Annotated in this window: 18 protein-coding genes; 4 read left to right on the top strand and 14 right to left on the bottom strand. The window is 66.1% G+C overall.

The window, feature by feature from the left end; all coding sequences use genetic code 11:
- Nucleotides 1–168 precede the first annotated feature (168 nt).
- The 10 genes from EF294_RS13485 to glf form a co-directional block, all read right to left on the bottom strand.
- Nucleotides 169–1,182 carry an LLM class F420-dependent oxidoreductase gene (locus EF294_RS13485; RefSeq protein ID WP_123930811.1) on the bottom strand — a complete coding sequence of 338 codons (1,014 nt, stop codon included), beginning with the start codon at nt 1,180–1,182 and terminating at the stop codon, nt 169–171.
- Between the two features lie 188 nt (nt 1,183–1,370).
- Nucleotides 1,371–2,372 carry a cutinase family protein gene (locus EF294_RS13480; protein WP_123930809.1) on the bottom strand — a complete coding sequence of 334 codons (1,002 nt, stop codon included), beginning with the start codon at nt 2,370–2,372 and terminating at the stop codon, nt 1,371–1,373.
- A 13-nt stretch (nt 2,373–2,385) separates the two neighbouring features.
- Nucleotides 2,386–3,015: a DUF732 domain-containing protein gene (locus tag EF294_RS13475; protein WP_246007847.1), complete on the bottom strand. Its 630-nt coding sequence runs from the start codon at nt 3,013–3,015 to the stop codon at nt 2,386–2,388.
- Nucleotides 3,016–3,180: 165 nt separating this feature from the next.
- Nucleotides 3,181–4,575: an alpha/beta hydrolase-fold protein gene (locus EF294_RS13470; protein ID WP_123930938.1), complete on the bottom strand. Its 1,395-nt coding sequence runs from the start codon at nt 4,573–4,575 to the stop codon at nt 3,181–3,183.
- A 391-nt stretch (nt 4,576–4,966) separates the two neighbouring features.
- Nucleotides 4,967–5,989, bottom strand: a complete 1,023-nt coding sequence (locus EF294_RS13465) for an alpha/beta hydrolase (protein ID WP_123930807.1) — start codon at nt 5,987–5,989, stop codon at nt 4,967–4,969.
- Between the two features lie 335 nt (nt 5,990–6,324).
- Nucleotides 6,325–8,457, bottom strand: a complete 2,133-nt coding sequence (locus tag EF294_RS13460; protein ID WP_123930805.1) for an arabinofuranosyltransferase AftB family protein — start codon at nt 8,455–8,457, stop codon at nt 6,325–6,327.
- A gap of 28 nt (nt 8,458–8,485) precedes the next feature.
- The gene (locus tag EF294_RS13455; protein WP_123930802.1) at nt 8,486–9,412 is read right to left on the bottom strand and encodes a decaprenyl-phosphate phosphoribosyltransferase; all 927 of its coding nucleotides are present in this window, start codon (nt 9,410–9,412) and stop codon (nt 8,486–8,488) included.
- Entirely contained in the window at nt 9,409–10,146 is a 738-nt protein-coding gene (locus EF294_RS13450; RefSeq protein WP_123930799.1) for a phosphatase PAP2 family protein, read from the bottom strand. Before EF294_RS13450 ends, EF294_RS13455 begins: the two co-directional genes overlap by 4 nt.
- Entirely contained in the window at nt 10,127–12,073 is a 1,947-nt protein-coding gene (locus EF294_RS13445) for a glycosyltransferase (RefSeq protein ID WP_185091072.1), read from the bottom strand. Before EF294_RS13445 ends, EF294_RS13450 begins: the two co-directional genes overlap by 20 nt.
- Before the next feature lie 52 nt (nt 12,074–12,125).
- Nucleotides 12,126–13,349, bottom strand: coding sequence for a UDP-galactopyranose mutase (glf, locus tag EF294_RS13440; protein WP_123930793.1), 1,224 nt, complete (start codon nt 13,347–13,349; stop codon nt 12,126–12,128).
- A gap of 194 nt (nt 13,350–13,543) precedes the next feature.
- Between glf and EF294_RS22140 the strand changes: the two genes are divergently transcribed.
- Together EF294_RS22140 and EF294_RS13430 are read left to right on the top strand one after the other, a co-directional pair.
- Nucleotides 13,544–13,681: a hypothetical protein gene (locus EF294_RS22140; RefSeq protein ID WP_246007845.1), complete on the top strand. Its 138-nt coding sequence runs from the start codon at nt 13,544–13,546 to the stop codon at nt 13,679–13,681.
- 197 nt (nt 13,682–13,878) lie between these two features.
- Entirely contained in the window at nt 13,879–14,556 is a 678-nt protein-coding gene (locus tag EF294_RS13430) for a GAF and ANTAR domain-containing protein (protein ID WP_123930790.1), read from the top strand.
- Nucleotides 14,557–14,575: 19 nt separating this feature from the next.
- Here EF294_RS13430 and EF294_RS13425 read toward each other — a convergent pair whose 3' ends face one another.
- The 4 genes from EF294_RS13425 to EF294_RS13410 all read right to left on the bottom strand — a co-directional run bounded on the left by EF294_RS13425 (nt 14,576) and on the right by EF294_RS13410 (nt 20,213).
- Nucleotides 14,576–16,150: a SpoIID/LytB domain-containing protein gene (locus EF294_RS13425; protein WP_123930935.1), complete on the bottom strand. Its 1,575-nt coding sequence runs from the start codon at nt 16,148–16,150 to the stop codon at nt 14,576–14,578.
- A gap of 994 nt (nt 16,151–17,144) precedes the next feature.
- A complete protein-coding gene (locus tag EF294_RS13420; RefSeq protein ID WP_123930787.1) occupies nt 17,145–18,002 on the bottom strand; it encodes an HAD family hydrolase in 858 nt (285 codons plus the stop codon).
- Complete coding sequence (locus EF294_RS13415; RefSeq protein WP_123930784.1) at nt 17,999–18,793, bottom strand: lysophospholipid acyltransferase family protein; 795 nt, start codon at nt 18,791–18,793, stop codon at nt 17,999–18,001. The genes EF294_RS13420 and EF294_RS13415 overlap by 4 nt, the downstream gene beginning before the upstream one ends.
- Before the next feature lie 637 nt (nt 18,794–19,430).
- On the bottom strand, nt 19,431–20,213 hold the full coding sequence (locus EF294_RS13410) for a lysophospholipid acyltransferase family protein (protein ID WP_123930782.1): 783 nt from the start codon (nt 20,211–20,213) through the stop codon (nt 19,431–19,433).
- Nucleotides 20,214–20,474: 261 nt separating this feature from the next.
- Between EF294_RS13410 and EF294_RS13405 the strand changes: the two genes are divergently transcribed.
- The gene (locus tag EF294_RS13405; RefSeq protein WP_123930779.1) at nt 20,475–21,209 is read left to right on the top strand and encodes a YoaK family protein; all 735 of its coding nucleotides are present in this window, start codon (nt 20,475–20,477) and stop codon (nt 21,207–21,209) included.
- A 139-nt stretch (nt 21,210–21,348) separates the two neighbouring features.
- Complete coding sequence (locus EF294_RS13400) at nt 21,349–22,944, top strand: Rieske 2Fe-2S domain-containing protein (RefSeq protein ID WP_123930776.1); 1,596 nt, start codon at nt 21,349–21,351, stop codon at nt 22,942–22,944.
- Nucleotides 22,945–22,956 lie beyond the last annotated feature (12 nt).

The raw sequence follows: 22,956 nt of genomic DNA, 5'->3' as shown, positions 1-22,956 counted from the left end.
CGTCGGTAAGACCGCAGTGGTCGCGGTCGAACGACACTTCCCAACCCTTTCGCCTACTTCATGATCGTCATGTCCACCTTGACTCCAACGCAGCGCGCTCGCACCACTGAAGTAGTCCCTCGCCGGCGGTTGTCCTGCGGTTTTCCGCCTCCGGACCAAGGACACACCTTACTCTCCCTTGAGGAGCGAAATGACCGGTGCGAAGGCATCCATCTGCGTCGGAAACACCCCGACGTAGGACATCGAGGTGCGCCGCCGCACTGCCCGGATCTGGTCGGCGATCTCCTCGAACGATCCGATGGCGATGTACGGCGAGTTCAGCACGTCCTCGACGGTGAAATCGGTGTCGCGTTCGATGTTCGGCGGATACCCCTGCTCGAGTGCCTTGAGCGCCATCTCGGCAGTGGACTGCCGGTCGTCGGTGATGACGATGACCGCGATCGTCCAGTTGAGTTCGATTTCGGCGAATCGGTCGCCTGCGGCCTGCCGGATGCGGTCGACCCGCTCGGCGGTCCTCTCGATGGTCATGTCCGACAATTTCATCCGCCCATCGGCGGTGGTGCCGGGCGCCACGGAGATGATGTCGGCGTGTTTGGCGGCCAGGGCGAGCATCTTGGGTCCGCCACCGCCGACGGCGATCGGCGGGCGCGGTCCCTGACGTGGTCGCGGGCTGCCCTCGAGCCCCTTGATCTGGTAGAACTCACCGTCGAAATCGACGGTCTCCCCGCGCATGAGCTTGTCGAGGATCGTCAGCGATTCATCGAGCCGCCGGATGCGCACACCTGGGGATTCGAACTCTATACCCGCCTTGTCGAACTCTTCCTTGAGCCAGCCCGCGCCGATCCCGAGTTCCAGGCGGCCCTTGCTCAGGACGTCGATGGTGTTCGCCTCCTTGGCCAACAGCGCCGGATGGCGGAAGCCGTTCGCGAGAACCGACGTCGCCAGCCTGATGCGGTCAGTGGCCTGGCTCAACGCTCCCAGAGCGGCCAGTGGGCCGACCTGATTGCCAAGGTGGTCGGGTACGGCAAAGGTGTCGTAACCGTATTCCTCGGCGCTCTGGGCCAACTTCACGAACTTGCGGGCGCCGCCCTCGTCCTTGTTGCCCTCACCACCGGCGCCGAACCGGAACGCGCGCAGCGTGGTCTCGCCGCCACCGGTCCCGGTGGTCTCGCCCTGGGTCATTGGTTCTCCTCGTCGCGTTCGCGGCGTCGTCATGAACTCTCGTGGCCGTGCGGAGCGTCCCCAATCCGCAGGACACGCCGAGCCAGCCCACAACGTTAATGCAGCAGGTCGGCGCCGCCCAAACGGATCGGTCCCCACTCAGGGCCTTGCCAGCCACCCCGCAGCGCGCGACGCCACGACGTGCATGCTCAGTTGTGCGCCGGACGCGGGGCCCCGTCGATGAGTCCGCTGACCCATCTGCGCATCCACTGGGTCGCGGTCGCACCGTCGAGAGACCAGTACCGCGGCGTCGCATACATCGCGTGCACCGGGTTGTTGATCGCGCCCGCCAGTTGACTCGCGGCACTCAACGGATTCGATGCAGTCGGTGCGTCACAAATGAGATCCCCTGGGGCACAAATGGATACGACCTTATCCCGCAGATCCCCGAATCCGCCGGGCCGCGGGCCGGTCATCGTGGTCCCCGGCACCAGCGACCCCATCCCGGCCAGTGCGATCTCGGCACCGACGCCGGGCGGGTTGGGTCCGATGTCACGCTGATCGCCGGGCTGTCGGCGGCCGTCGGCGATGAGCCCGACCCCGAGGACGAGATCGGCGTCGGACTGCGGCAACACGCTTCCGCGGCCGTTGCCGATGGCCGAGGCGAGGTCTCCGCCGATGACCGCGCCCTGTGAGAAGCCGACGATGACGTAGCGCGTCAGTGGGCAGTGCTCGTGGGTGGAGATGATCTTGCCCGCGGCACGCTTGTAGCCCTGGGTGCGCGAGTCGTTGTAGCTGCTCTGCCGATCATTGAGGATCGTGGGGTTACGGAACTCGGCGATGTAGGGCACCGTGTACACCTCGGTGCGTGAGTCGGGAAACTCACTCTTGATCGCCTTGGAGACGCGCAGCAGCAGCGACGCCGGCTTGGACGTCGGGTTCAGCGGGTCGTCGTTCGGTGTGGACTCCCAGGTACCCGGAATCACCAGTGTCAACACGTCGGCGCAGTCGGCGGGCTGGGCTTGCGGCCGGTTCGGTGGGGTCGACGTCGACGACGGGCCGCCACCGCGCGGCGGCGCGGGCGGACCCTCGACAATGCCCTTGATCCAGATCACGATCAGCACGATCGCGATGACGGCGATCAGCGCGACCACGATCATCAGCAAACGCAGCGCACGTGAGGTCCGTGAGCGTTTCTTCCGGGCGTTCACAGGTCGGCCACCACTAGCAATAGTTGTCCTGGGCGGCCTTGATCACCTTGTCGGCCTTGGTATTGGCCTCTGCGGTGTTCCGGGTGCCGGGCGCGACCAGTGCGGTGACGTAGGCATTGGTGGTCACCGGGTCGGTGTTCTTCCTCTGCGCGTCGCAGACGTACGTGGCCAGCGACAGCGCCACACCGTTGTCGGTGTCACCGAGCAGCGTCACATTCTGGCTGCGCAAGGCCTGCAGGTACCGCTTGGCCTTGTCGTCGAGCGGCGCCCCGTCCGGCCCGGTGAGTTGTCCCGATGCCGAGGCCGGTGCCGTCGAGCCAGGAGTGGTCGCCGGGAGCGTGGACCCGCCGGTGGTCGGGGTGGCAACGACCGATGCCTGGCCGGACTCCGGCGCGCTCGACGCCGAGGCACCCGACGGCGCGGAGTACAGCGACGTCGTGGTGACCGGATTGCTGGTGATCGGGGCGCTCGCTGTGGAGTCGTCCGAACATGCCGCCAACGAACCCAGCGCGAACATCGCGCCGGCCATCAGGACACCCAGCCTCAAGTACTTCGTCATCATCACTTCCTCGTCACGCATCACCGATGCCGCCTCGAATTCTCCGACCCCTGGTTCGACGAGAGGCGTGCCGGTGACCGGCATACACACACGTGGTGGTTTGTTCCGACCGTCAGCAAGGCTACCCAACAAGTCGGACGTGATACGCCACGGGAGCGACCTCACCTGCGCAAACATCGCGATTCCACAGTCAGATCTCAGGACGCACACACGCGGCACCCATCTGGATGCCGCGTGTGTGAGCTGGATCTATCGCGCGAGTTGCGCGCCGCCCGTCGGCGACCAGTTGATCCGGCCGTGTTCGAAGGTCTGCGTCTTGCCGCCCTCGCGACCCCACGGCATCTCACCGCTGGTCGGCAGCCCGAGCTTGCCGCCGGGTCCGCCCGCACCGACATATGCCCCGCCGATCGCGCCGCCGACCACCTGCGGGCCCTTCGGTCCGGTGATGATCCGGCCCTGCGCGAAGTCCTGGGCGCGTCCGCCGGGTACGCCGTACTCCGGCGTCAGACACACTCCCAGCCGTGCCGGGCCGGCGACCTTCGCGAAGGCCGGGCTGACCCCGCAGGCCACCTTGTCACCGCTGAGGCCGAGCGCTGCGGCCGCCTGGGGCCAGGCCTGATGCATCTCGAATTCCCAGTAGGGCCAGGTGTGGGTACCCGAGGCCCGGTAGACAGCTTGTCCGGGGATTCCCAAACGGTTCAACTTGATTGCGAACTGCTGCGAGGTGACCCGAGAGAGCAGCTCGAGGCCCACACCGGAGTAGTTGGTCGCCAGCAGCGGGATATCGGACGGCTTGTCATACGGACCGACCATGCCGTTGCCCGACGAGATGTAGAGACTGGTGCCCCGCAGTTTGTCGGCGAGCAGATACGGATCGTGAGCCTTCCACTCCGGGTCGCTGGGCGGGCCGAACATCTTCATCGCGTCGTAGCCGCCGCCGTCACGGAGGGCGAACTGGATGGCCTGCGGCATCCCATAGGACGTGAGCTGCAGGATGCCGGAGAACGACGCGGCGAACTTGTAGTACCCGGGGTTGCGTGCGGCGAGCATCATGGCCGCCGAGCCACCCATAGAGAGCCCCTCGATGCCACGGACATCGGTAGAGCGCCAGTCTCCTTCAATGATGGGCGGCAGCTCGTGGATGAGGAAGGTTTCCCACTTGTAGTTCTTGCCCTTGTCGGCTTCCTTCCAGTCGGTGTAGAAGCTCGACTCGCCACCGACGGGCAGGATGACGTTGACGTTCTTGTCCTTATAGAAGTCGACGACGTCGGTGTTGATGACCCAGCCGCTCTGATCGTCCTGCGCGCGCAAACCGTCGAGCATGGTCAGCTGAGGGAAGCGTGCCGTCGGATTGGCCCACCAATCACGGGCCAGCAGGATCTGGACCTGGATCTCGGTGTTCATCGACGGGGAGAACACCCAGAGCGCGACACGACGGTCGGTGTACCAGAACACCTTGGTGACGCGGGCGGGCTGGGTCGGCGCCGGGGAGGCCGCGGGAGTGGCCGCCGGGGCCGGTGTCGCCGGGGCAGGACTCGGCGGAGCCGATGGGCTCGCGGGGGCCGGCGCCGGGGCCGGGGCACCGACGGCGGCCTGCTGACCGATCACGGCCCAGCCGAGTGCCACCAGCACGACCACCACCATCGTGATGACGACCCGCGGCGTTCGCCGGCTCATCGCACCGCGAGAGGACACCCGCCCACTCGTTCGCCCCGCACTCACTGTTCGCATGCCCTCGCGCTCCTTCGCACCCTGATGGTCGACGCATCGCGGTCGGCAACCGCATCGACTCAGTGGCCTCTCAAGTCACAGAAATCTCACTGATGCCATTACGCCTCAGGTGTTTCTTACACGTCGAGGCGCCGGTTGGCGCGTCGCCACGCTGTGGCGGGTGAGATTTTTGTGACTTCTGTGGTGTGAGTTGTGCAAGTAGCCGCTCATCCCGGGTCAACGAGACAACCCCGGCCGACACCGCAAGGTGACGACCGGGGTTGTGCCGGTTGATCGACGCTCAGTCGAGCATTGTGCTATTGGATCACTTGAAGAAGCCTCGCGAGTAGGCGTTCCAGACCATGTCCTGCCAGTAGCCCCAGGCGTGGGTGCCGTTGGCGTAGTAGCTCATGATCGGCAGGCCGTTGATGGCGGCGAGTGCTTCGAATGCCTTGGCCTGGGTGAATGCAAGGAACTCCAGCGTCGAACCCTTGAACAGGTCGTCGAAGACGTTCGGCAGCGCGTTGTACTTGCCGAAGAGTCCGTTACCCGAACCAATGAACAGTTTCAAGCCCTGCATACGGTTGATGCGCAGCGACGGGTCGTTGTCGTACCAGCGGCCGTCCCAGGGCGGGCCCCACATGGCGTCGACGTTCCACGGCTGCGGCGCGACATCGAGCATCGCCAGGCGGATCATCGTGTGCATACCGGGAGCACTCAGAAAGTTGTACCCCGACAGCGAGCCGGCGGCGTAGTAGAGGTCGCGACGCTTGGAGGCGAGGACCAGAGCGGAGTTACCACCCATGGACACGCCCATGATGGCGTACTTGCCGTTCTTACCCCGGAATCCGTTGGCGCGCAGCGCCTGCGGGAGGCGGTTATTGATCACGCACTCCCACATGTAGCGGCGCTGCTGGCCGTTGAAGTTACTGGGCGCGTTCCAGTTGGTGTAGAAGCTGGCCGGTCCACCGATGGGCTCGACGACGTTGACGCCGCGATTGACCAGTTCCTGGACGTTGGTGTTGATCTCCCAGCCGGAGAAGTCGTACTGGGCGCGCATGCCGTCGAGCAGGATGACGGTGCGGTTGTTCTGCGGCTTGAACCAGGTACGAACCTGAACCTTGCCGGGAGCCATCGACTTGTTGCCGAAGGCGCCGTTGGTGGGCATGCCGCAGGCGTCGATCCACAGCGTCTTGCGGAAACCCGTGCCGTTGATGCGCGCATCGGCCTGGCCGGTCCCGACCACAGCTCCGATCAGACCCGCGACGGTCATCACGGCGACCACGATCGCCACGAATCGTGCACTGACTCCCGTGGACGCCTTCGGTTTCAGTTCACCTACACGCATCGACCTGCATTCTCCCTCTGTCGCCGGTTCCGACGCAGATCACACCTTGCATCGAACTCCGGACTCCACCTCTGCGACGTCCGATCCCCCACACCGAACCCTCGCGCAACATGAGCGCGAGGAACCATCGGCAGCCTATTGCAGCTACCGAACCCTGACAAACTCTGTGATGTCTCTCACAGACCTCTCAGGTTGGCGCGGACGTATCGATCCCACCGCAATTCTCTCGGTCGGTCTATCGGTCGCGCTACGCGCCACGTTACCGTTTCGAGACAATTTCTCGCCACTTGCTCCGACGCTGCGCGAGGTTTTCTCTCATCGTCCCTGGTCCCAGGTCAGCGCGGGTGGATGCGCGACGGCATCGTCAGACCGCAGTGCGCAATCTCGTATTCGGGGTTGCGGTCGATGCGGTAGTCGGTGAACGTGAACGACTGGATCAGGTTGCTCTTGAACCGCTTCCATGTCCACGGCGCCTCGTACGAGGCAATCCGATCCCGGGTGGCCGGACACGTCAGGGCCACTTGCGCCTGGCGGACGACGTCCTCGTCGAGGAACCCGGGCAGGATCGGGGCTCGCGATACCGCTCCGGCCTCGGCGACCACCCACTCGGTCGGCAGCACCTTGTCGTGCCCGATGCGGCCGTCGTCGAGGCGCTCGGTATGCGCGGCGATCGGATACGCCAGTCCCATCTGGTCGATGACCCGCACATCGAGCGGTGCATTCATACTGGTCATGCCGAGATTGAGGAAGAACACCGTGAGCTGGCGCTTGTCCTGCGGGGTAGTGGCGGGGAGACGGGCGATATACCACTGGTCGTAGTCGAAGGACGCGATCAGCACGCCCCCCTCCTTCTGGTACTGCGCGATGTCCTCGACCATCGCCTTCATGCGCGGATAGTCGAGGTAGTCCTTGGCCGTGACCGGGTTCTCGATGCCCATGTTGGTGACGTAGAAGCGTCGCTCATCGACGATGCCGCTGCGGCCGATGTCAATGCCGGCGTTGGGCAGGACGTCCTCATGGACGATCGCCGCCCAGGCGATGGTAGTGATCCACATGGCTGCGAGGACCGTCGAGCCGACCAACTGCAGGCGTGTGCGGCGGGCGCGCAGAGCGCCGTCGGTGTCGGCGGCGGGTCGACGAGCGCGGCGGAAGGCCGCAACGACACCGCGCACCGGAACGGTCACCGGAATTACCATGAGCGGCAACAACATTACGAACAGTGGCGTCAGCAGGACGCGGCCGTGCATGAAGTCGCCACCCTGACGCAGCCAGTACAGCCCAACGATGAGGCCGGCGAGCACCATCGCGGTGACCACCGCGTCGGGCGTCTGCAGGCGCCGCGACCACGACGCCAACCGGCCACGCACCGTCGTCGCGGCCGGCGACGACGGCTCGGTGGGGCCGAGCTTGCGGGCGCGCACCCCGACGGCGAGCAGGATGCCCGCGACGAGCGCGAGGACCACCGGCAACAGCAGTGTGTAGGGCCCGAAGAGGTTGGCCAGGTAGATGAAGCCCTGATGCCACTTGGAACCGCTCGCGTCCTTGGCGACGGCCGGGTTGGGGACCAACAGCGCGTAGTACCCCATCCGGAAGATCTGGTAACCCACCGGGAGGATCGCGGCGGCTACGACGACGCCAACACGCATCTTCCATGTCTGAGGCGCCAGGAACACAAGCACCAGGGCGATTCCGCCGATGACCGTGAGCTCGGGCCGAACCAACGGCGCCAGACCCGCCCAGAAGGCGAGGAACAGCGTGGCCACCACACCGGCGCGGGTGGCCTCTGCCCCGGACGGTCGCCGACACCACGAGATCAGCAGACACCACAGCACCGCGGCCCAGAAGATACAGAGACCGTTCTCCAGGCCACTGGTCGCGAAGTCGCGTGCCGGCGGCAACGCGATGTAGATGATCGGGCCGAGCGGTAGCAGCAGTGTGTAGCCATCTCCGGTGATCCCACCGAGTCGTCGACGCAACAGGCGGGCGGTCCCGTACATCGCGATGGGCACCGCAGACACAGACAACACCAGCGCTACCCACAGTGCGACGTACTCGAGCTGGCCATCGGTCACCCACGCCCAGAACCACAGTAGGTAGGTCCACGCCGTGGACGTGTTGGCCTCGACCCGCTCTCCGGCGTTGAACACCGGCCCGTTGCCCGCGAACAGGTTACGCAGGGTACGCAGGACGATGAGCCCATCGTCGGCGATCCAGCGCCGCTGCCACGCGCCGATTGCGAAGAAGGTGGTGACGGTGATGGCACCGATCAGGAAGCTGATGATGGCGGTCCACTCGCGGCCACCGAAATGCCTCCAAGCGCCTACGCCGATCGGTCGCGGCTTCTGCCCGACCGGGCGCTCATCGTCATCGACCATGCGCTTGGTCGCCCCGTTCGGGCGCTCATCATCGGGCTCGTTGCCGCCGATATTCAGGCGCAGCCACTGAGTGGGTGCGTCATCCTCGGGCACCTGCCCACGATCAGGAGACTGCCCTCGATCAGGAGACTGCATAGACCGCGACACCCACGCATACTATCCAGGCCACCGCCAGGACCTGCAGCACACGGTCGCCGAGGGCGATCTCCTCGGGTTCGCCGGCCTGACCACCGTCGATATCGACGGCGTAGCGCAGGATCGCGATGGTGAACGGCACCATCGACAGGGCATAGGCAACGTTGGTGTCGTGGCCGGAATTCTTGTCGAAGGCCCACAGCCCGTAGAACAGTACGACGGCCGTGGCCGCCAAGGTCCACACGAAGCGCAGATAGCTGGTGGTGTAGTACTGCAGCGCCTTGCGGATCTTGGCGCCAGTGCGCTCGGCGAGTTGTAGTTCGGCGTAGCGCTTGCCGGCCGCCATGAACAGCGACCCAAAGGCCATCACCAGCAGGAACCACTGCGAGAGTCGGATCTCGGCCGCCACCCCACCGGCGATGGCGCGCAACAGGAAACCCGACGAAACGATGCAGATATCGATGACGGCTTGGTTCTTCAGCCCGAAGCAGTATCCGAGCTGGATCACCAGGTAGATGGCGATGACGACGGCGGTCTGCCAGTTGGCGATGAGCGCCACCCCGATCGAGCCCGCACCCAGCACCAGCGCGAGGCCGTAGGCCAGCGATACCGGCACCACACCCGCGGCGATCGGCCGGAATCGCTTGGTGGGATGGTTGCGGTCCGATTCGACGTCGATGGCGTCGTTGACCAGATAGATGCAAGAGGCGACGAGGCAGAAGGCGATGAACGCCAGACCGACGCGCCCCATTGCGCCGGAGTTGGTCAGCGCATCGCTACCCGCGGCCAACGGAGCGGCGAGGACGAGGACGTTCTTCACCCACTGACGTGGACGGACGGCCTTGATCAGCCCGGTGGCCAGGTTCTTGGGCGGGCCCTTGACCTTTCCGTGCTCGATCGGCTCCTCGCTCATGCCTTCTCCTTAGTGGATGTGCCGCCGACGACCCGCCCCACGAGGAGACGCGCTGTCGACCCCGGCATCAGCGCCACTGCGCCGACACGGGCAGCAGCACCGGCGAGCCGGGTGGATCGCGGGTGGCGGGCCGCGGTATCGGCGGCACGCTCGATGAACTGATCGCCGACGACGACGGCACCGGCGCTCAGTGCGCCGATCGCGGCTCCGGCGGCGACATCGCTCGGGTAGTGCACCCCGAGAACCAGTCGCGAGGTGAGCATAGGCGGCACCAGCACCGCCGGAAGCAGGTAGGGCGGCAAACCTGCGGCCCGTCCGATGAGGATCGCCGCGGCGGTTGTCGAGGTAGCGTGCGACGACGGGAAACTGAGTCGACTCGGGGTCGACACCCCGACCCGGATCCGCGGATCGTGTGGGCGCTTGCGCCGGACGATGCGCTTGATGATCACCGACGCAGCGTGTGCGCCGAAGGCGCCGACGCCGGCCTCGAGCCAGCGGCGTTGCGCGGTGGCGTCGTCGCGTCGCCCGGCCAGTCCCCAGCCGACGGCGCTGATCGCCAGCCAGCCGAGGGAGTGCTCGCCGAAGTGTGAGAGACCACGGGCGGCGGGCACGACGCCGGGCGCCTCGAGCAGCACACCCTGGACACCGATCAGTGCGGCGACCTCACCCGACGGCCCCGCGGTCTGCGCCGTGGCGGCCGGCGATGGGCCCCGATCAGTCGATTCCGAAGACACGCGCCCAGCTCTCCTTACTGGTCAGGTCCCGGTGTTGGGCGCGGTAGCGCTCCGTTAACTCGGGGAACCTCTCGTTGAGTTCACGCACCAGCGCCGCGGATTCACGCGCGAGGGCGATCATCTTGTCGCGGTCGCGCTGGCGATACACCACGCCGCGGCCGTCGGCGGTGGTGACGGTGACGCCGTCGACCCGGCCGAGAGAGAACCATCGGGCCTCGATCGGCGGGTAATTGGCCTGGGGCACTTCGTGATGTCGCGGATCGGCCGGGCGCATGTTGTTGACGATCGCCCCGGCCAGCGCCCGCAGCTTGGTGACCGGGTTGCTCGGCACCGTCGTCCCCAGATGAGTTGCCTCACCACTGGTTCGGGGCAACTCGGTCGCCGACGGCAGGACCACGGCATCCGGGTACTCCTTGCGCATTGCGGCGATCTTGGGCAGCGCGGTCGGCAGCAGCGAACGAATGTGGTCGGGGCCGGCGAGGAAGTCGCGGATCGCCTCGTTCTGGATAGCCACCGTCGAATACTCAAGGCAGAGAAGGTGTTTGGCGGTTGCCTTGACCATGGACTGCAGAATGCCCTTGATCGGACCGTCGTGGTGGATCGCGGCGACGACGAGCCGGTTGCGCAGGTGGAAGTACGCCTGCCAGTCGATGGCGTCGTCCTTGTCGCTCCACGCCATGTGCCAGATCGCGATCCCGGGAACCGTCGCCGTCGGGTATCCGGCCTTGCCTGCGCGCAAAGCGAATTCCCAGTCGTCCCACTTGATGAACAGCGGCATCGGCAGGCCGATCTCCTCGGCGCAGACACGCGGGATCATGCACATCCACCAGCCGTTGCCCTCGACGTCGATCCGGCGGTGCAGGTTCTTCGAGTTCTCCCGGTCACGCAGCGGGTACTCGGCGAAGTCGTGGTCGTATTCCACGAACGGCGCCGCGGTCCACATGAAGGTGTGGTGGTTGATGACCTCACCCATGCAGTGCAGGTGACTGCGGTCCTGCAGGTTCAGCATCTGCCCGCCCACCAGCATGGGGGTGCGGGCGAACCGCGACATCGCCAGCGCTCGCAGGATCGAATCGGGCTCGATCGCGATGTCGTCGTCCATGTACAGGACGTAGGGGGAGTCGGTCAGCCGCAACGCCTCGTACATGATGCGGGAGTAGCCTCCGGAACCACCGAGGTTGCCCTGATCGAAGATGTGCAGCCGATCACCCAGTGCCGCCGCGGCTTGGGAGTAGCCGGGCTCGTCGACGACCTTGCGAGTGCCCTGATCGGGCATCAGCACTGCGTCGATCACCTCGTCCACCAACGGATCCGAGGTGAGCGCGGCGAGAGCGTTCACGGCGTCGGTGGGCCGGTTGAACGTCGGGATACCGACGGTGACACGTTTGGTGTCCGGACCACTGGGCACCGGGATCGTCGAATACCATCCGGCAGAGACGATTTCGGTCTCTGTGTCGGTGGTGACGTCGAACCAGATCCATCCGCCGTCCTCGAACGGACCGAGGTCGAGCTCGAATTCGATGGTGCCACGACCGTTCTCGTCGACGGGGACCAGATCGCCACCGATGCCGATGCGCGAGCCGTCAACCTTGGAGCGATAGAGATCGACACGACAGGTGCCGATCACCTCGACGCGCAGCACCACCGAGGTGAGGATCGACCAGCGTCGCCAGTAGGCCGCGGCGAAGGCGTTGAAGTAGCTCTCGAAGCTGACCTCGGACTCCGCGCCGAGGATCACCGAGGTGCGGCTCGGGGCGTGGGCACGGCGCGCATTGTTCGCGGATTCGACCAGGTAGAGCGAACGGACGTCGATGGGTTCGCCGGGCCGGGGGAAGATGACCCGCGCCAGCAGTTCGACCGCCGTGGAGTCGGGTTCGACCGTCGACGGGGCGGCCACGTTCTCCTGTGGGGCAGGGGTCACACTCATTACTCCGCTCTGGTCTGCGACTGCTGTCATCGCCGGTGATCGGGCTCGGGCACTAGGCGTCGGAACCCACCAGCGCCGCACCGTCTCGCAGGTGTGGCGCCAAGGTGTTCTCGAACATCGTGAGTGCACTGGCGATGGCCATGTGCATGTCCAGGTACTGGTAGGTGCCCAGCCGTCCGCCGAAGAGCACCTTGGCCTCGGCGGTCTCGGTCTTGGCCAGGGCCCGGTAGGACGCGAGCATCGCTCGGTCCTCGGGGGTGTTGATCGGGTAGTACGGCTCGTCGTCGTCCTTCGCGAAACGCCCGTACTCCCGCATGATGACCGTCTTGTCGGCCGGGTAGGTATCGCGTTCGGGGTGGAAGTGCCGGAATTCGTGGATACGCGTGTAGGGCACGTCGGCGTCGTTGTAGTTCATCACCGGGGTGCCCTGGAAGTCGCCGGTGGGCAGCACCTCGGTCTCGAAGTCGAGGGTGCGCCAGCCCAGGCGTCCGGCGGAGTAGCCGAAGTAGCGGTCGAGTGGGCCGGTGTAGACGACGGGCGCGCCGGGGCTCTGCGCGCGTAGCCCGTCGCGCACGTCGAACCAGTCGGTGTCCAGCCGCACTTCGATGCGGTCGTCGGCGGCCATGTTCTCCAGCCACGCCGTGTAACCGTCGACGGGGAGGCCCTCATAGGTGTCGTTGAAGTACCGGTTGTCGAAGGTGTAGCGCACCGGCAGCCGCGTGATGTTGGCGGCCGGGAGATTCTTCGGGTCGGTCTCCCACTGCTTGGCGGTGTAGTGCTTGATGAACGCCTCGTACAGCGGACGTCCGATCAGGCTGATCGCCTTCTCCTCGAAGTTCGCCGCGTTCTTCGTATCGATCTCGGCGGCCTGTTCGGCGATCAGAGCACGTGCCTCGTCGGGGCTGAAGTACCGGCCGAAGAACTGGCTGACCAGTCCCAGTCCCATCGGGAACTGATAGGCCTGACCGTTGTGCATGGCGAACACGCGGTGCTGATAGCCGGTGAACTCGGTGAAGCGGTTGACGTAGTCCCATACCTTCTGGTTGGAGGTGTGGAACAGGTGTGCACCGTACTTGTGGATCTCGATGCCGGTCGTCGGTTCGGCCTCGGAATAGGCGTTGCCGCCGAGATGGCCTCGACGCTCAAGGACCAGGACCCGTTTTCCCAGTTCGGCGGCGGCGCGCTCGGCGATGGTGAGACCGAAGAAACCCGAGCCGACGACGATCAGGTCATAGGGGCCGGAGCGGGGCGAATCGGCGCTGGTTTTGGATGCCACGGGTGTTCAGGGTAACCGACCCGACCGAGGGAATCTCAAAGCCGGGCGGCGACGGGGCGGATCGGGATGGGCGGCCGATGCCGTCCGTCTGTGGGAGCGAGGTTCACCCGCGGGTCCCATTGCCGGAGAGTTTGACACCGGCTTACCGGCCTTGAAGGGCCTGCACGTAGGCCACCACCGACGCCCAGGTCAGTGTGTCCGCTGGGGATCTGACCGGTCCGCCACCGGGCACCTTCGACCGCATCCTGCTCGGCGAGGTGCTCTCTCACCCCCTTGACGCCGACCTCGACGCCGTCCACGACCGGTTGTGGCACTCCCCGTTGCCGCCCTAATGGGGCTATCGAGACAGAACTCTTGGCTGTGATGTTCCGTCGCAGTCCACGCGAGGGCGTCGCACAGCGTGCGGGCCTCGCTCCCGACTCATCGGGTGCATCGCGGTCGAGGTGCGCGGTAATCTCTCTGGTTGCGTCGCCGGATGCGCGCGGTCGTGCCCGGACTATCAGTTGTCGTCAGCAAGGAGTTGAGGGGGATGACGCCGGAAATCACCACCCGGATCATCGAGGTGATCAACGATCTTCGCGTTGAGAGCAACGACCAGGAGTCCATGCTGCGCGCGATCTCCAAGGCCGCCGTCGACACGATCGACAACGCCGAGTATGCGAGTGTCACGCTGGTCACCCGCGGACGGATCGAGACACCGGTGATGTTCGGTGATCTCGCGGGCAAGTGTGACGATCTCCAACGTGAGCTCGGTGAGGGCCCGTGTGTCCGTGCTGCCGTCGACGACACCACCGTGCGCATCGACGACCTGGCCAACGACTCGCGCTGGCCTCGGTTCGCTGCCGCGGCAAGCGCATTGGGCGTCGTGTCGATGGCGTGCTTCTGCCTCTACATCGACGGCAACGACTTCGGCGCGCTCAACCTGCACAGCACCACCGCCTTCGCCTTCGACGACGAGTCGTGTTCGCTGGCCGAGTTGTTCGCCGCACACTGCGCCGCCACCTTCAGCGCCGTCCGCGAGAAGGAGCAACTGCGCAATGCGCTCAGCTCGCGCGATCTGATCGGCCAAGCCAAGGGCATGCTGATGGAGCGCTATCGGATCGACGCCGACGCCGCGTTCCTCCTCCTCGCGCGTCTGTCGCAGGAGTCGAACATCAAGCTCGTCGACGTGGCCACCAACGTCGTCATCGCCGGCCCTGGCAACTGACCGGCCCCGGCCCTTGCACCTAGCGCAGGACGTCGGCCTTCGGGAACCCGAGGACCGGGATGCCACCGCGTGCCCGGAAGTTCTTGTAGCCTCGTCCGGCGAGCACATGCGCTCCGGTTTGTGAGGAGAAGAAGAGCATCCCCTGCTGGAAGAGTTGGGTGACCCCGGCCCCGTCGGGCGTCAGGGTCGGTACCCCGAGTGCGGTCCCGAGCGTTCCGGGAACGTCGCCAAGGCTGCCGAGCAGGCCCTGGAACGCCGCCGCCGCGGTGCTCACCAGATCACCGGCTCCGGGCACCGCCTGATCGGCGATCCCCCCCAGCGATCCGGCGTCCAGGGACCCGAGGTCCAGAGAACCGAGCCCGCCGGCCGGGCCGGTCGGTGGCTTCACGATCTGCGGCGGGGTGCGCTGGCCCGCCACGGCGAACCAGTCGGACTTGAGGCCCAGCTTCACGCGCGCATCCTCGCCGGACGCCTCGACGCTGCGGCCGCCGCCGGTGGCGCGCACCTTGAGTGCACGCCCGCTCTCGGCACCGAGCCCGTTGGCCTGGATCACCTCGAAGCTGTCCAGACTCGGCAGACCGAACGCGCTCGCGATGGCGCTCGGACTGATCGTGGTGGTCCAGTTGTGGTTCGGTGACGCGGCGTCTCCGTCGTCGACGACCGCCGGGAACCGGCCGCCCGCGGTGTATCCACCGGTGGACGACGAGAATTCGGTGAAGGCCGGCCGGCCGTTCTGCAGCAGGATCTGCCCTGCCGTCGCGTCGGCGGCTTGGTTGCCGCCCGGGTCCTCGCCGGTCACGCCGCCGTAGACCTGCGAGTTCTGAGTGTCGTCGATCTTCTTGCCGCTCGCAATCGCGGCCAGGGCGTAGGTGCGGGCGGCGACGGCCTGGGCCTTCAGCGCCTCCATGCCGCCGGAGGTCGCCCACCCGGGCACGCTCTCCTTGGCGATGACGCCTTTGACGTAGTCGTCGACGTTGAGCCGATTGGTGACCCGTCCGCCGTCGAGGCCGAGGGACCCGCGGAACGGTTCGTTGGATCCGCAGAACTTGAGGAATTCGTTGGCCGGCCGGTTCGGGGCGGTGTTGACCGGATCGGCGAATGCGGCGTTGACGGTGCGTACGACGGGACCGCCACATCCGGCGGTGATCGAGGCGGTGTTGCCGCTGACGGTGACCGCCTGGTTCGGCGCGACCGGTTGCCCGCCGACGGACATGCCCGCGTCCGAGCGCACACTCACGCCGCCGCTCTTGTTCGACAGGGCGACGTTGACGATCGGGTTGGCCGGGCGGCCGAATGTCGTGCCCCCGTAGAAGTGCTGCAGGATCTGCCGATACGACCAGCCCTGCTTGGCGTAGCCGTAGGCGCCGTACTGTCCCATCCCGCGACCATGGCCGAAGCCGTGGCCGATCAGCGTGATCTCCGAGCCGGCCGTCAGGCCGATCTCGACACGGTCCGACGCGGTGACGCCGACGAGGCCGACGCCGCCCACGAGTGCGGTGGCCGACACGGCACCGATGACCGTCGACATCCGCCGACGCCGGGCGTGGCCCGGTCGGGTGCGGATGGTCAGGACTCGGCCGACCAGGGACGTCACTGCCACGAGGTCTCGTTTCTCATGATCGAATGTTACGTATGTGAATAGTGGGACTCATGTGACGATAGACAAGTCACTTGAATATCACCAACCACAGGAGATAACAACCGCATCACGAGTTGTCTCGATGCGGCGTGGGCGCACGGCTGCACCGCGGCGCCCTAGTCATGAATCCCGTGCGGGACACCCCGTTCGCGATGGTCGGATTCACGTGGAACCAGCCGGTCTGGGTCGGGGCCGAGCAGGCGACGATGATGCTGCGGGCCAAGGAACCCGGCCGCGGCGGGGTGATGGGGAGGAACTCGAACCATCCCGGCCTTCGCCGACCCCCGGCCGATCACCCCGCCCGAGCACCACGGCGGCACCGAACCCGTGTGGATCGGGGCCGCCACGAAGGTCCCGCTCGCGCACCACCGACGGCCAGAGCGCCATTCCAGCCGCCGACTCCACCGGTGTCGGCCTGGCCGATCTCGTGGTCGGCTCCGCCGTGGAGGTCCTGAAGAACCTCGCAAGCACCGTCCTGCCGGAACGCACGCGACCCTGCTGCGCCCCGACACCCAGCGCTCACCGGGGTGATCGACGCTGACTCACCCTCTCGGGCTGTCCGCAGGTGATCTCGCGTGCGGCCCGGGGCGCCGAGGAGAGCTTCCGCAGCCCGCAGCCGACGATCTCCCCCCACGTTGAACAACGCGATCGTCCATCGCACCACGGGCAGCAACGACCAGATCCGGCAACAGTCGACGGAGATCGTGCGCGGATCGCACGAACCCTGGACTGGTACGACATCGGTTACATCAACACCATCGGCGTCTCGATGGCCTGCGGTCTCGACCTAGGGTGTGTCTCCCAATTCCCTTTGCGGGTCTTGGCGGCCCGATTTCGCCCTGGCAGCGTTGTCGTCGGTCACGATAGCTGCCGCTATCGCTTCCTCCTCCGCCTTGCCAGAACGCAATCGTTCGCGCCAATCCCTCGCAGAAGAATTGGGAGACACACCTTAGCCGAACCACCGAGCCAGCACGCGGGCGACCCCGTCCTCGTTGTTGCCGACGGTGATCTCGTCGGCCGCAGCGAGCGCGGCCGGGTGCGCGTGACCCATCGCGACACCGTGCGACGCCCACGTGAGCATCTCGACGTCGTTGGGCATGTCACCGAACGCGACGGTCGTCGATCCGTCACCTCCTTTGTGGTCCAGCAACTTTTGGAGCCCGGATGCTTTGTGGGTGTCGGGCAGCGAGAGCTCGACGAGCCCATTGTCGGTGGAGAAGGTGACCTGCGCCAGGTCTCCTATGGCTCCGGAAAGTCGTTGCGCAATTTGAGAACTCGGCATGCCGGGGACGCGGACGAGGAGTTTGACGGCAGGTTCGGTGTAGATCTCCTCGTCACCGACCGCGACATGGTCGGGATTGAGCCACGCGTGTTGGTAGCCCGCGGTGGCCACGAACGGCGCGGTGGCGGCGCCGTGTGCGGATCGACCCACACGTTCGGCGGCGATGCCGCACCCGGGGATCTGGGACTGGGCGATCGCCCCGAGTTCGACGAGAACCTCCGGCGCCAGTGTCGCCGAGGAGATGATGCGATCACGCTCGACGTCGTAGAGGATGGCGCCGTTGGCGCACACCGCATGTCGTACACGAATGCGCGACGGGTCGAACTGATCGGTGATCTCGGCGATCCACCGGGGCGGACGGCCGGTGGCGAGGACGAACTCGGCGCCGGCGGCACACGCGTTGGCCAGGATCGTCTTGGTGTACTCCGACACCCGGTTCTCGTCGTCGATGAGCGTACCGTCGACGTCGCTGGCGATCAGCGTTGGTCGCGAGATGACCACCGGCCCCTTGTCTTCGCGCTTCACTTACGCGACTTCCCTTCTCGCTGGGTCACTTTCGCCGCTCGTGCCGCCGCCTTGCGTTGTGCTTCCTCGTCCTCGATGACCGCAGCCTGCTCCGGGGTGGGTGCAGTGCCGCCGAGTCGCGTCGGCACCCAGAACTCACCGGCCGGATGCGGATAGGCGTCCTGCACCTCGTGCAAGCCCTTGGTCATCTGTGCACGCAACCGAGTGGTCTGCTCCTCGACGTCGGCGTCGGCGGGCACGTGGATCGGCGCCCCATAGCCGACGGCGATCGGGATACTCGCCCGACCCATCCGACGCTTGCCGCCCTTGGTCCATTGCCGCTGCGCTCCCCACACGATCGTCGGGATCATCGGCACCTGCGCCTCGAGTGCCATGCGCACCGCGCCGGTCTTGAACTCCTTGAGTTCAAAGCTGCGACTGATCGTCGCCTCCGGGTACACCACGACGATTTCACCGGAGCGCAGCGACTCGACGGCCGCACGATAGGCGTCGGTGCCCTGCGATCGGTCGACCGGGATCGTGCGGGTGTGGTTCACCAGGAATCGCATGATGGCGACGTCCATGACCTCGGACTTGATCATGAACCGCGCACGCCGCCCCACCCGATACAGACCGAGCGCCGCAGGCAAGAAATCGACGTAGGCCGTGTGATTGACCACCAGCACCGCACCACCCCGGGTGGGGATGTTGTCGAGCCCGTTGAACCGCAGATCCACCTTCTGCGCGCGGACAAGGGTGTTCGCGACGATCTCCAGGGCCCGGAACACCGGCTCCCGATCCGCGTTGGTCATGGGGTCAGACTATCGGGTCGCCGCCCGCGCGAGACTCCGCCTCACGGCCTCGCGCGCAGCGGTCCGGCCGTGGACGCACGCCCCCGCAGTGACGTCTCGACCAGCGCAGTGACGCCTCGACCAGCGTGGGACCAGGCTTTCGCGCCTCGATGACGTCGCAGATGGCCCGCACCGTGATCCACCGGGTGCTACGCGGCGCGAGACCGACGGTGGTGATGTCGGGCGGGAGAACACCCAGGCGGCGGTGTCGGTGTAGTCGGCGCGAAGCATCTGACGCGGCACCTCGATGCCGCGGGAGCGGAGTACGTCGAGAGCCAGCCGAGTCCGGCGAGCGGTCACGCTCCAGGGTGACATGCCGAACGGGAAGTCCGCGAACGGTCTCCACCACCGGATCGGCGAGACTCGGGTCGGAGCCGATCGATCCGTCCAGCGCCGATGCGACAAGTGCTGGCGCCGGATCGCCCGCGGTACCAGGGTGATCGCGAGCCGCTCGCCGGGCCGCCTCGGTCGCGCCGTATAGCACCGTCACGGAATAGTCGAGGCCGACCGTCTCTTCCGAGGATAGACCGCCCAATGACCCCCGGCGGTTCCCGAGCGCGACCCTCGGGCCACCGCCATCACCGTCGGGCTGGTGCGGCTAAGCGCCCGGCTCCCGATCCCCACCCTGCTGATCGAGCTCGGCCCGCCGGGCGGCCTTGGCCGCCTGCTCCTGCGCGTCCATCCGGTTGGCCTCCTCGAGTGTCGGCGCCGATCCGCCGAGCCGGGCGGGCACCCAGAACTCACCCTTCGGGTGCTCGCCATAGGCATCCTGCAGTTCGAACAACTTCTCGCCCATCACCTTGTGCAACTGCGCGGTGATCGCCTCAGCATCACCGACGGGCTCGATCGGTTCGGCCACGCCGATCGCGATCTGGTAGCCGGTCCGGCCCAGACGCTTGGGATGGCCCTTTGTCCACACCCGCTGGGCACCCCAGATGACGGTCGGAATGATCGGGGCGTCGGCCTCGAGGGCCATGCGCGCGGCCCCGGACTTGAACTCCTTGAGCTCAAAGCTGCGACTGATCGTCGCCTCCGGGTACACACCGACGAGCTCGCCGCTCTTGAGGTAGCCGACCGCGTCGTGATAGCTCTGCGCCCCGTTGGCCCGGTCAACGGGAATGTGCTTGAGCGCACGCATGATCGGACCCGAGTACCGATTGTCGAAGACCTCTTTCTTGGCCATGAACCGCACATACCGCTTACCCTGGAGATACGCTGGAATGCCGGCGTAGGTGAAGTCCAGGTAGCCGGTGTGATTGATCGCAACCACGCCCGGACCCGACTGGGGCACGTTCTCGACACCGGAGATGCTGAACTTCAGACCTTCGGCCAGCCACAACAGTCGCGCCGCGGTGATCACGGTGGAGTACACGGGTTCCATGGGGCAAGCTTAGTGGTCACGCCGACGCCGCAATCACACCAGGCGACTCCGCCGCAGTCACACCAAGCGACTCCGCCGCAGTGACACCAAGCGACTCCGCCGCAGTGACCGAACTCATCGCCACCCCGCTCATCCGCAGGCCCGGCCGAACCGAAGTCCTACCGAGAGTTCTTGACCAGCCCGGCCTTATGCCATCGCTCAACTCGACGATGTTCCGCTCGACCCCGCCCGACGCACGCCCAGCCTGCCCCGGAGAGGTTCATGCCCACCACCGAACTGCAATCGGCCGTCGCGACCACCCGCGCGGTACTCGGCCCCTTCTACGACTTCCGCGAAATGATCCTGGCCGCAGTGCTCGCCGCGCTCGCCGGCGCGACCGGCGCAGCGGCCTGGCTCTATTCGGCCGGCTGGTATGTGACATTCATGACCGGCAACACCGAGCGAATGGTCCTCGAACACTTTCGGGGCGCCCACCATCTGGGATTCACCGCGTTGGCCACCGTCGTCGCCTTCTGCTGCGGCGTTGTGGTCGCCACCCTCGCTCGAATCACGCTGTGGAGCAAGGCACGTCATGGAGCTACCGTGTTGACCGCCGCTTCCACGGCGACTGCTTACGTGTGGGACTCGGCGATCAACACCACCGACCAGGACTACGGAGCGGGCCCGGTGCTGTGTCTGGCCTTCGGCCTCGGCGCTCTCAACACGTCCATCAGCCGCAAGGGCGAGGTGGTCATGCCGTTGTCGTACGTCACCGGGACCCTGGTGAAGATCGGTCAAGGCGCAGGCCTACACCTCGCGGGCGTCAAACGATGGAGCTGGGTGGCCCACGCCACCACCTATGCAGGCTTCCTGTCGGGCGCCGCGATCGGCGGGGCGTTGTTCACGGTGTTCGGGGAGCACAATTCGTTGGCCACGCTCGCGGTGGTCACTGCGATCATCGCGATCGTGACATGGCGGTTGGATCATCCGAAGTTCCTGGTACGCGACGGCCATTGAGCCATCGGAGACCACGCTCGAGCCACCGGAGACCCCACCAGGTACCGAGGGCCCACGCCGGGTTCAGCGCGGGTCGATAGATTGGACGGGCAACGCGTCACCGCGCGCAGCCCCGCGCACCCCCTCCGAAAGGCCAAACGTGCAGATCACCAGCATCGGTCACGCCGGATTCCACATCCAGACCACCGCCGGGTCGATTCTTTGCGATCCGTGGACCACTCCCGCCTACTTCGCGTCCTGGGTGCCCTTCCCCGACAACTCGGAACTGGATTGGACAAGTCTCGGGCACTGCGACTACCTCTACGTTTCACATCTACATCGCGACCATTTCGACGAACGGAACCTGCGCGAGCACGTCAGCAAGGACGCGACGGTCCTGCTGCCCGACTACCCGGTCCCCGACCTGAGGCGTGAGCTCGAGAAGCTCGGCTTCACCAAGTTCGTCGAGACCACCGACTCACAGAAGGTCACCATCGACGGCCCGAAGGGCTCACTCGACGTGATGATCATCGCGTTGCGCGCCCCTGCCGATGGGCCCATCGGCGACTCAGGACTCGTCGTCTCCGACGGCGAGACGACGGTGTTCAACATGAACGACGCCCGGCCCATCGATCTCGACGTCATCGGCGAGCAGTTCGGGCACGTCGACGTCCACCTGCTGCAGTATTCCGGGGCGATCTGGTATCCGATGGTCTACGACATCCCCCGCAGGTCCAAGGCCAACTTTGCCGCGCAAAAGCGCCAGCGTGGCATGGATCGTGCCCGCTCCTACATCGAGCAGGTCGGTGCGACCTGGGTGGTGCCCTCGGCCGGCCCGCCGATGTTCCTCGACGAGGACCTGTTCTCGCTCAACGACTTCGGCTCCGGGATCGAGGATGCCGACAACCCGCGCCCCGGCGATGTGACGTCGATCTTCCCGGATCAGCAGACGTTCCTGGAACAGATGCGTATCCACGGCACCGACGACGGCGAGAAGCACCGCGGGCTGATGATGGTCTCCGGCTCGATCGCCGATTTCACCGGGTCGACACTCAACGAGATCAACCATCCCTATGCGCCGCATGAGGTTTTCGGCGAGAACAAGCAGGCCTATCTCGAGCGGATGAAGGAGAAGTTCGCCCCGGCCATCGCCGCGGAGAAGGCCACCTGGGCCCCTGCCGAAGGCGACCCACTGCTCCCCGAACTCAAGAAGCTGTTCGAGCCGATCATGGCCGCGTCGGACCTGATTTGCGATGGCATCGGCTATCCGGTCGGCCTCGTGATGGGCGAGGAGACCGTCGTCCTGGACTTCCCCAACCGCATCGTGCGCGAACCCAAGGAGGGAGAGGGCAAGTACCGCTACGGTTTCCGGATCGTCCCGGAGATCGTACGAACCGTGCTGCGCGACGACGAACCGGACTGGGTCAATACGATCTTCCTCTCCACGCGGTTCACCACGTGGCGCATCGGCGGCTACAACGAATTCCTCTACACGTTCTTCAAGTGCCTCACCGACGAGCGGATCGCCTACGCCGACGGCTGGTTCTCCGAGGCGCATGACGACTCGGCGTCGATCACCAAGGACGGCTGGGAGATCCAGCGTCGATGCCCGCACCTCAAAGCGGACCTGAGCAAGTTCGGCGTGATCGAGGGCGAGAAGCTGACGTGCAATCTGCATGGCTGGCAATGGGATCTGCCGACCGGCCGCTGCCTGACGTCGAAGGGCCACGAGTTACGGGCCAGTCGTCTGGAGTAGCGACACCGCTCG

Origin of the sequence: Gordonia oryzae, assembly GCF_003797185.1 — a bacterium.
Lineage (GTDB): Bacteria > Actinomycetota > Actinomycetes > Mycobacteriales > Mycobacteriaceae > Gordonia > Gordonia oryzae.
This window is presented reverse-complemented; position numbering and strand designations above follow the sequence as displayed.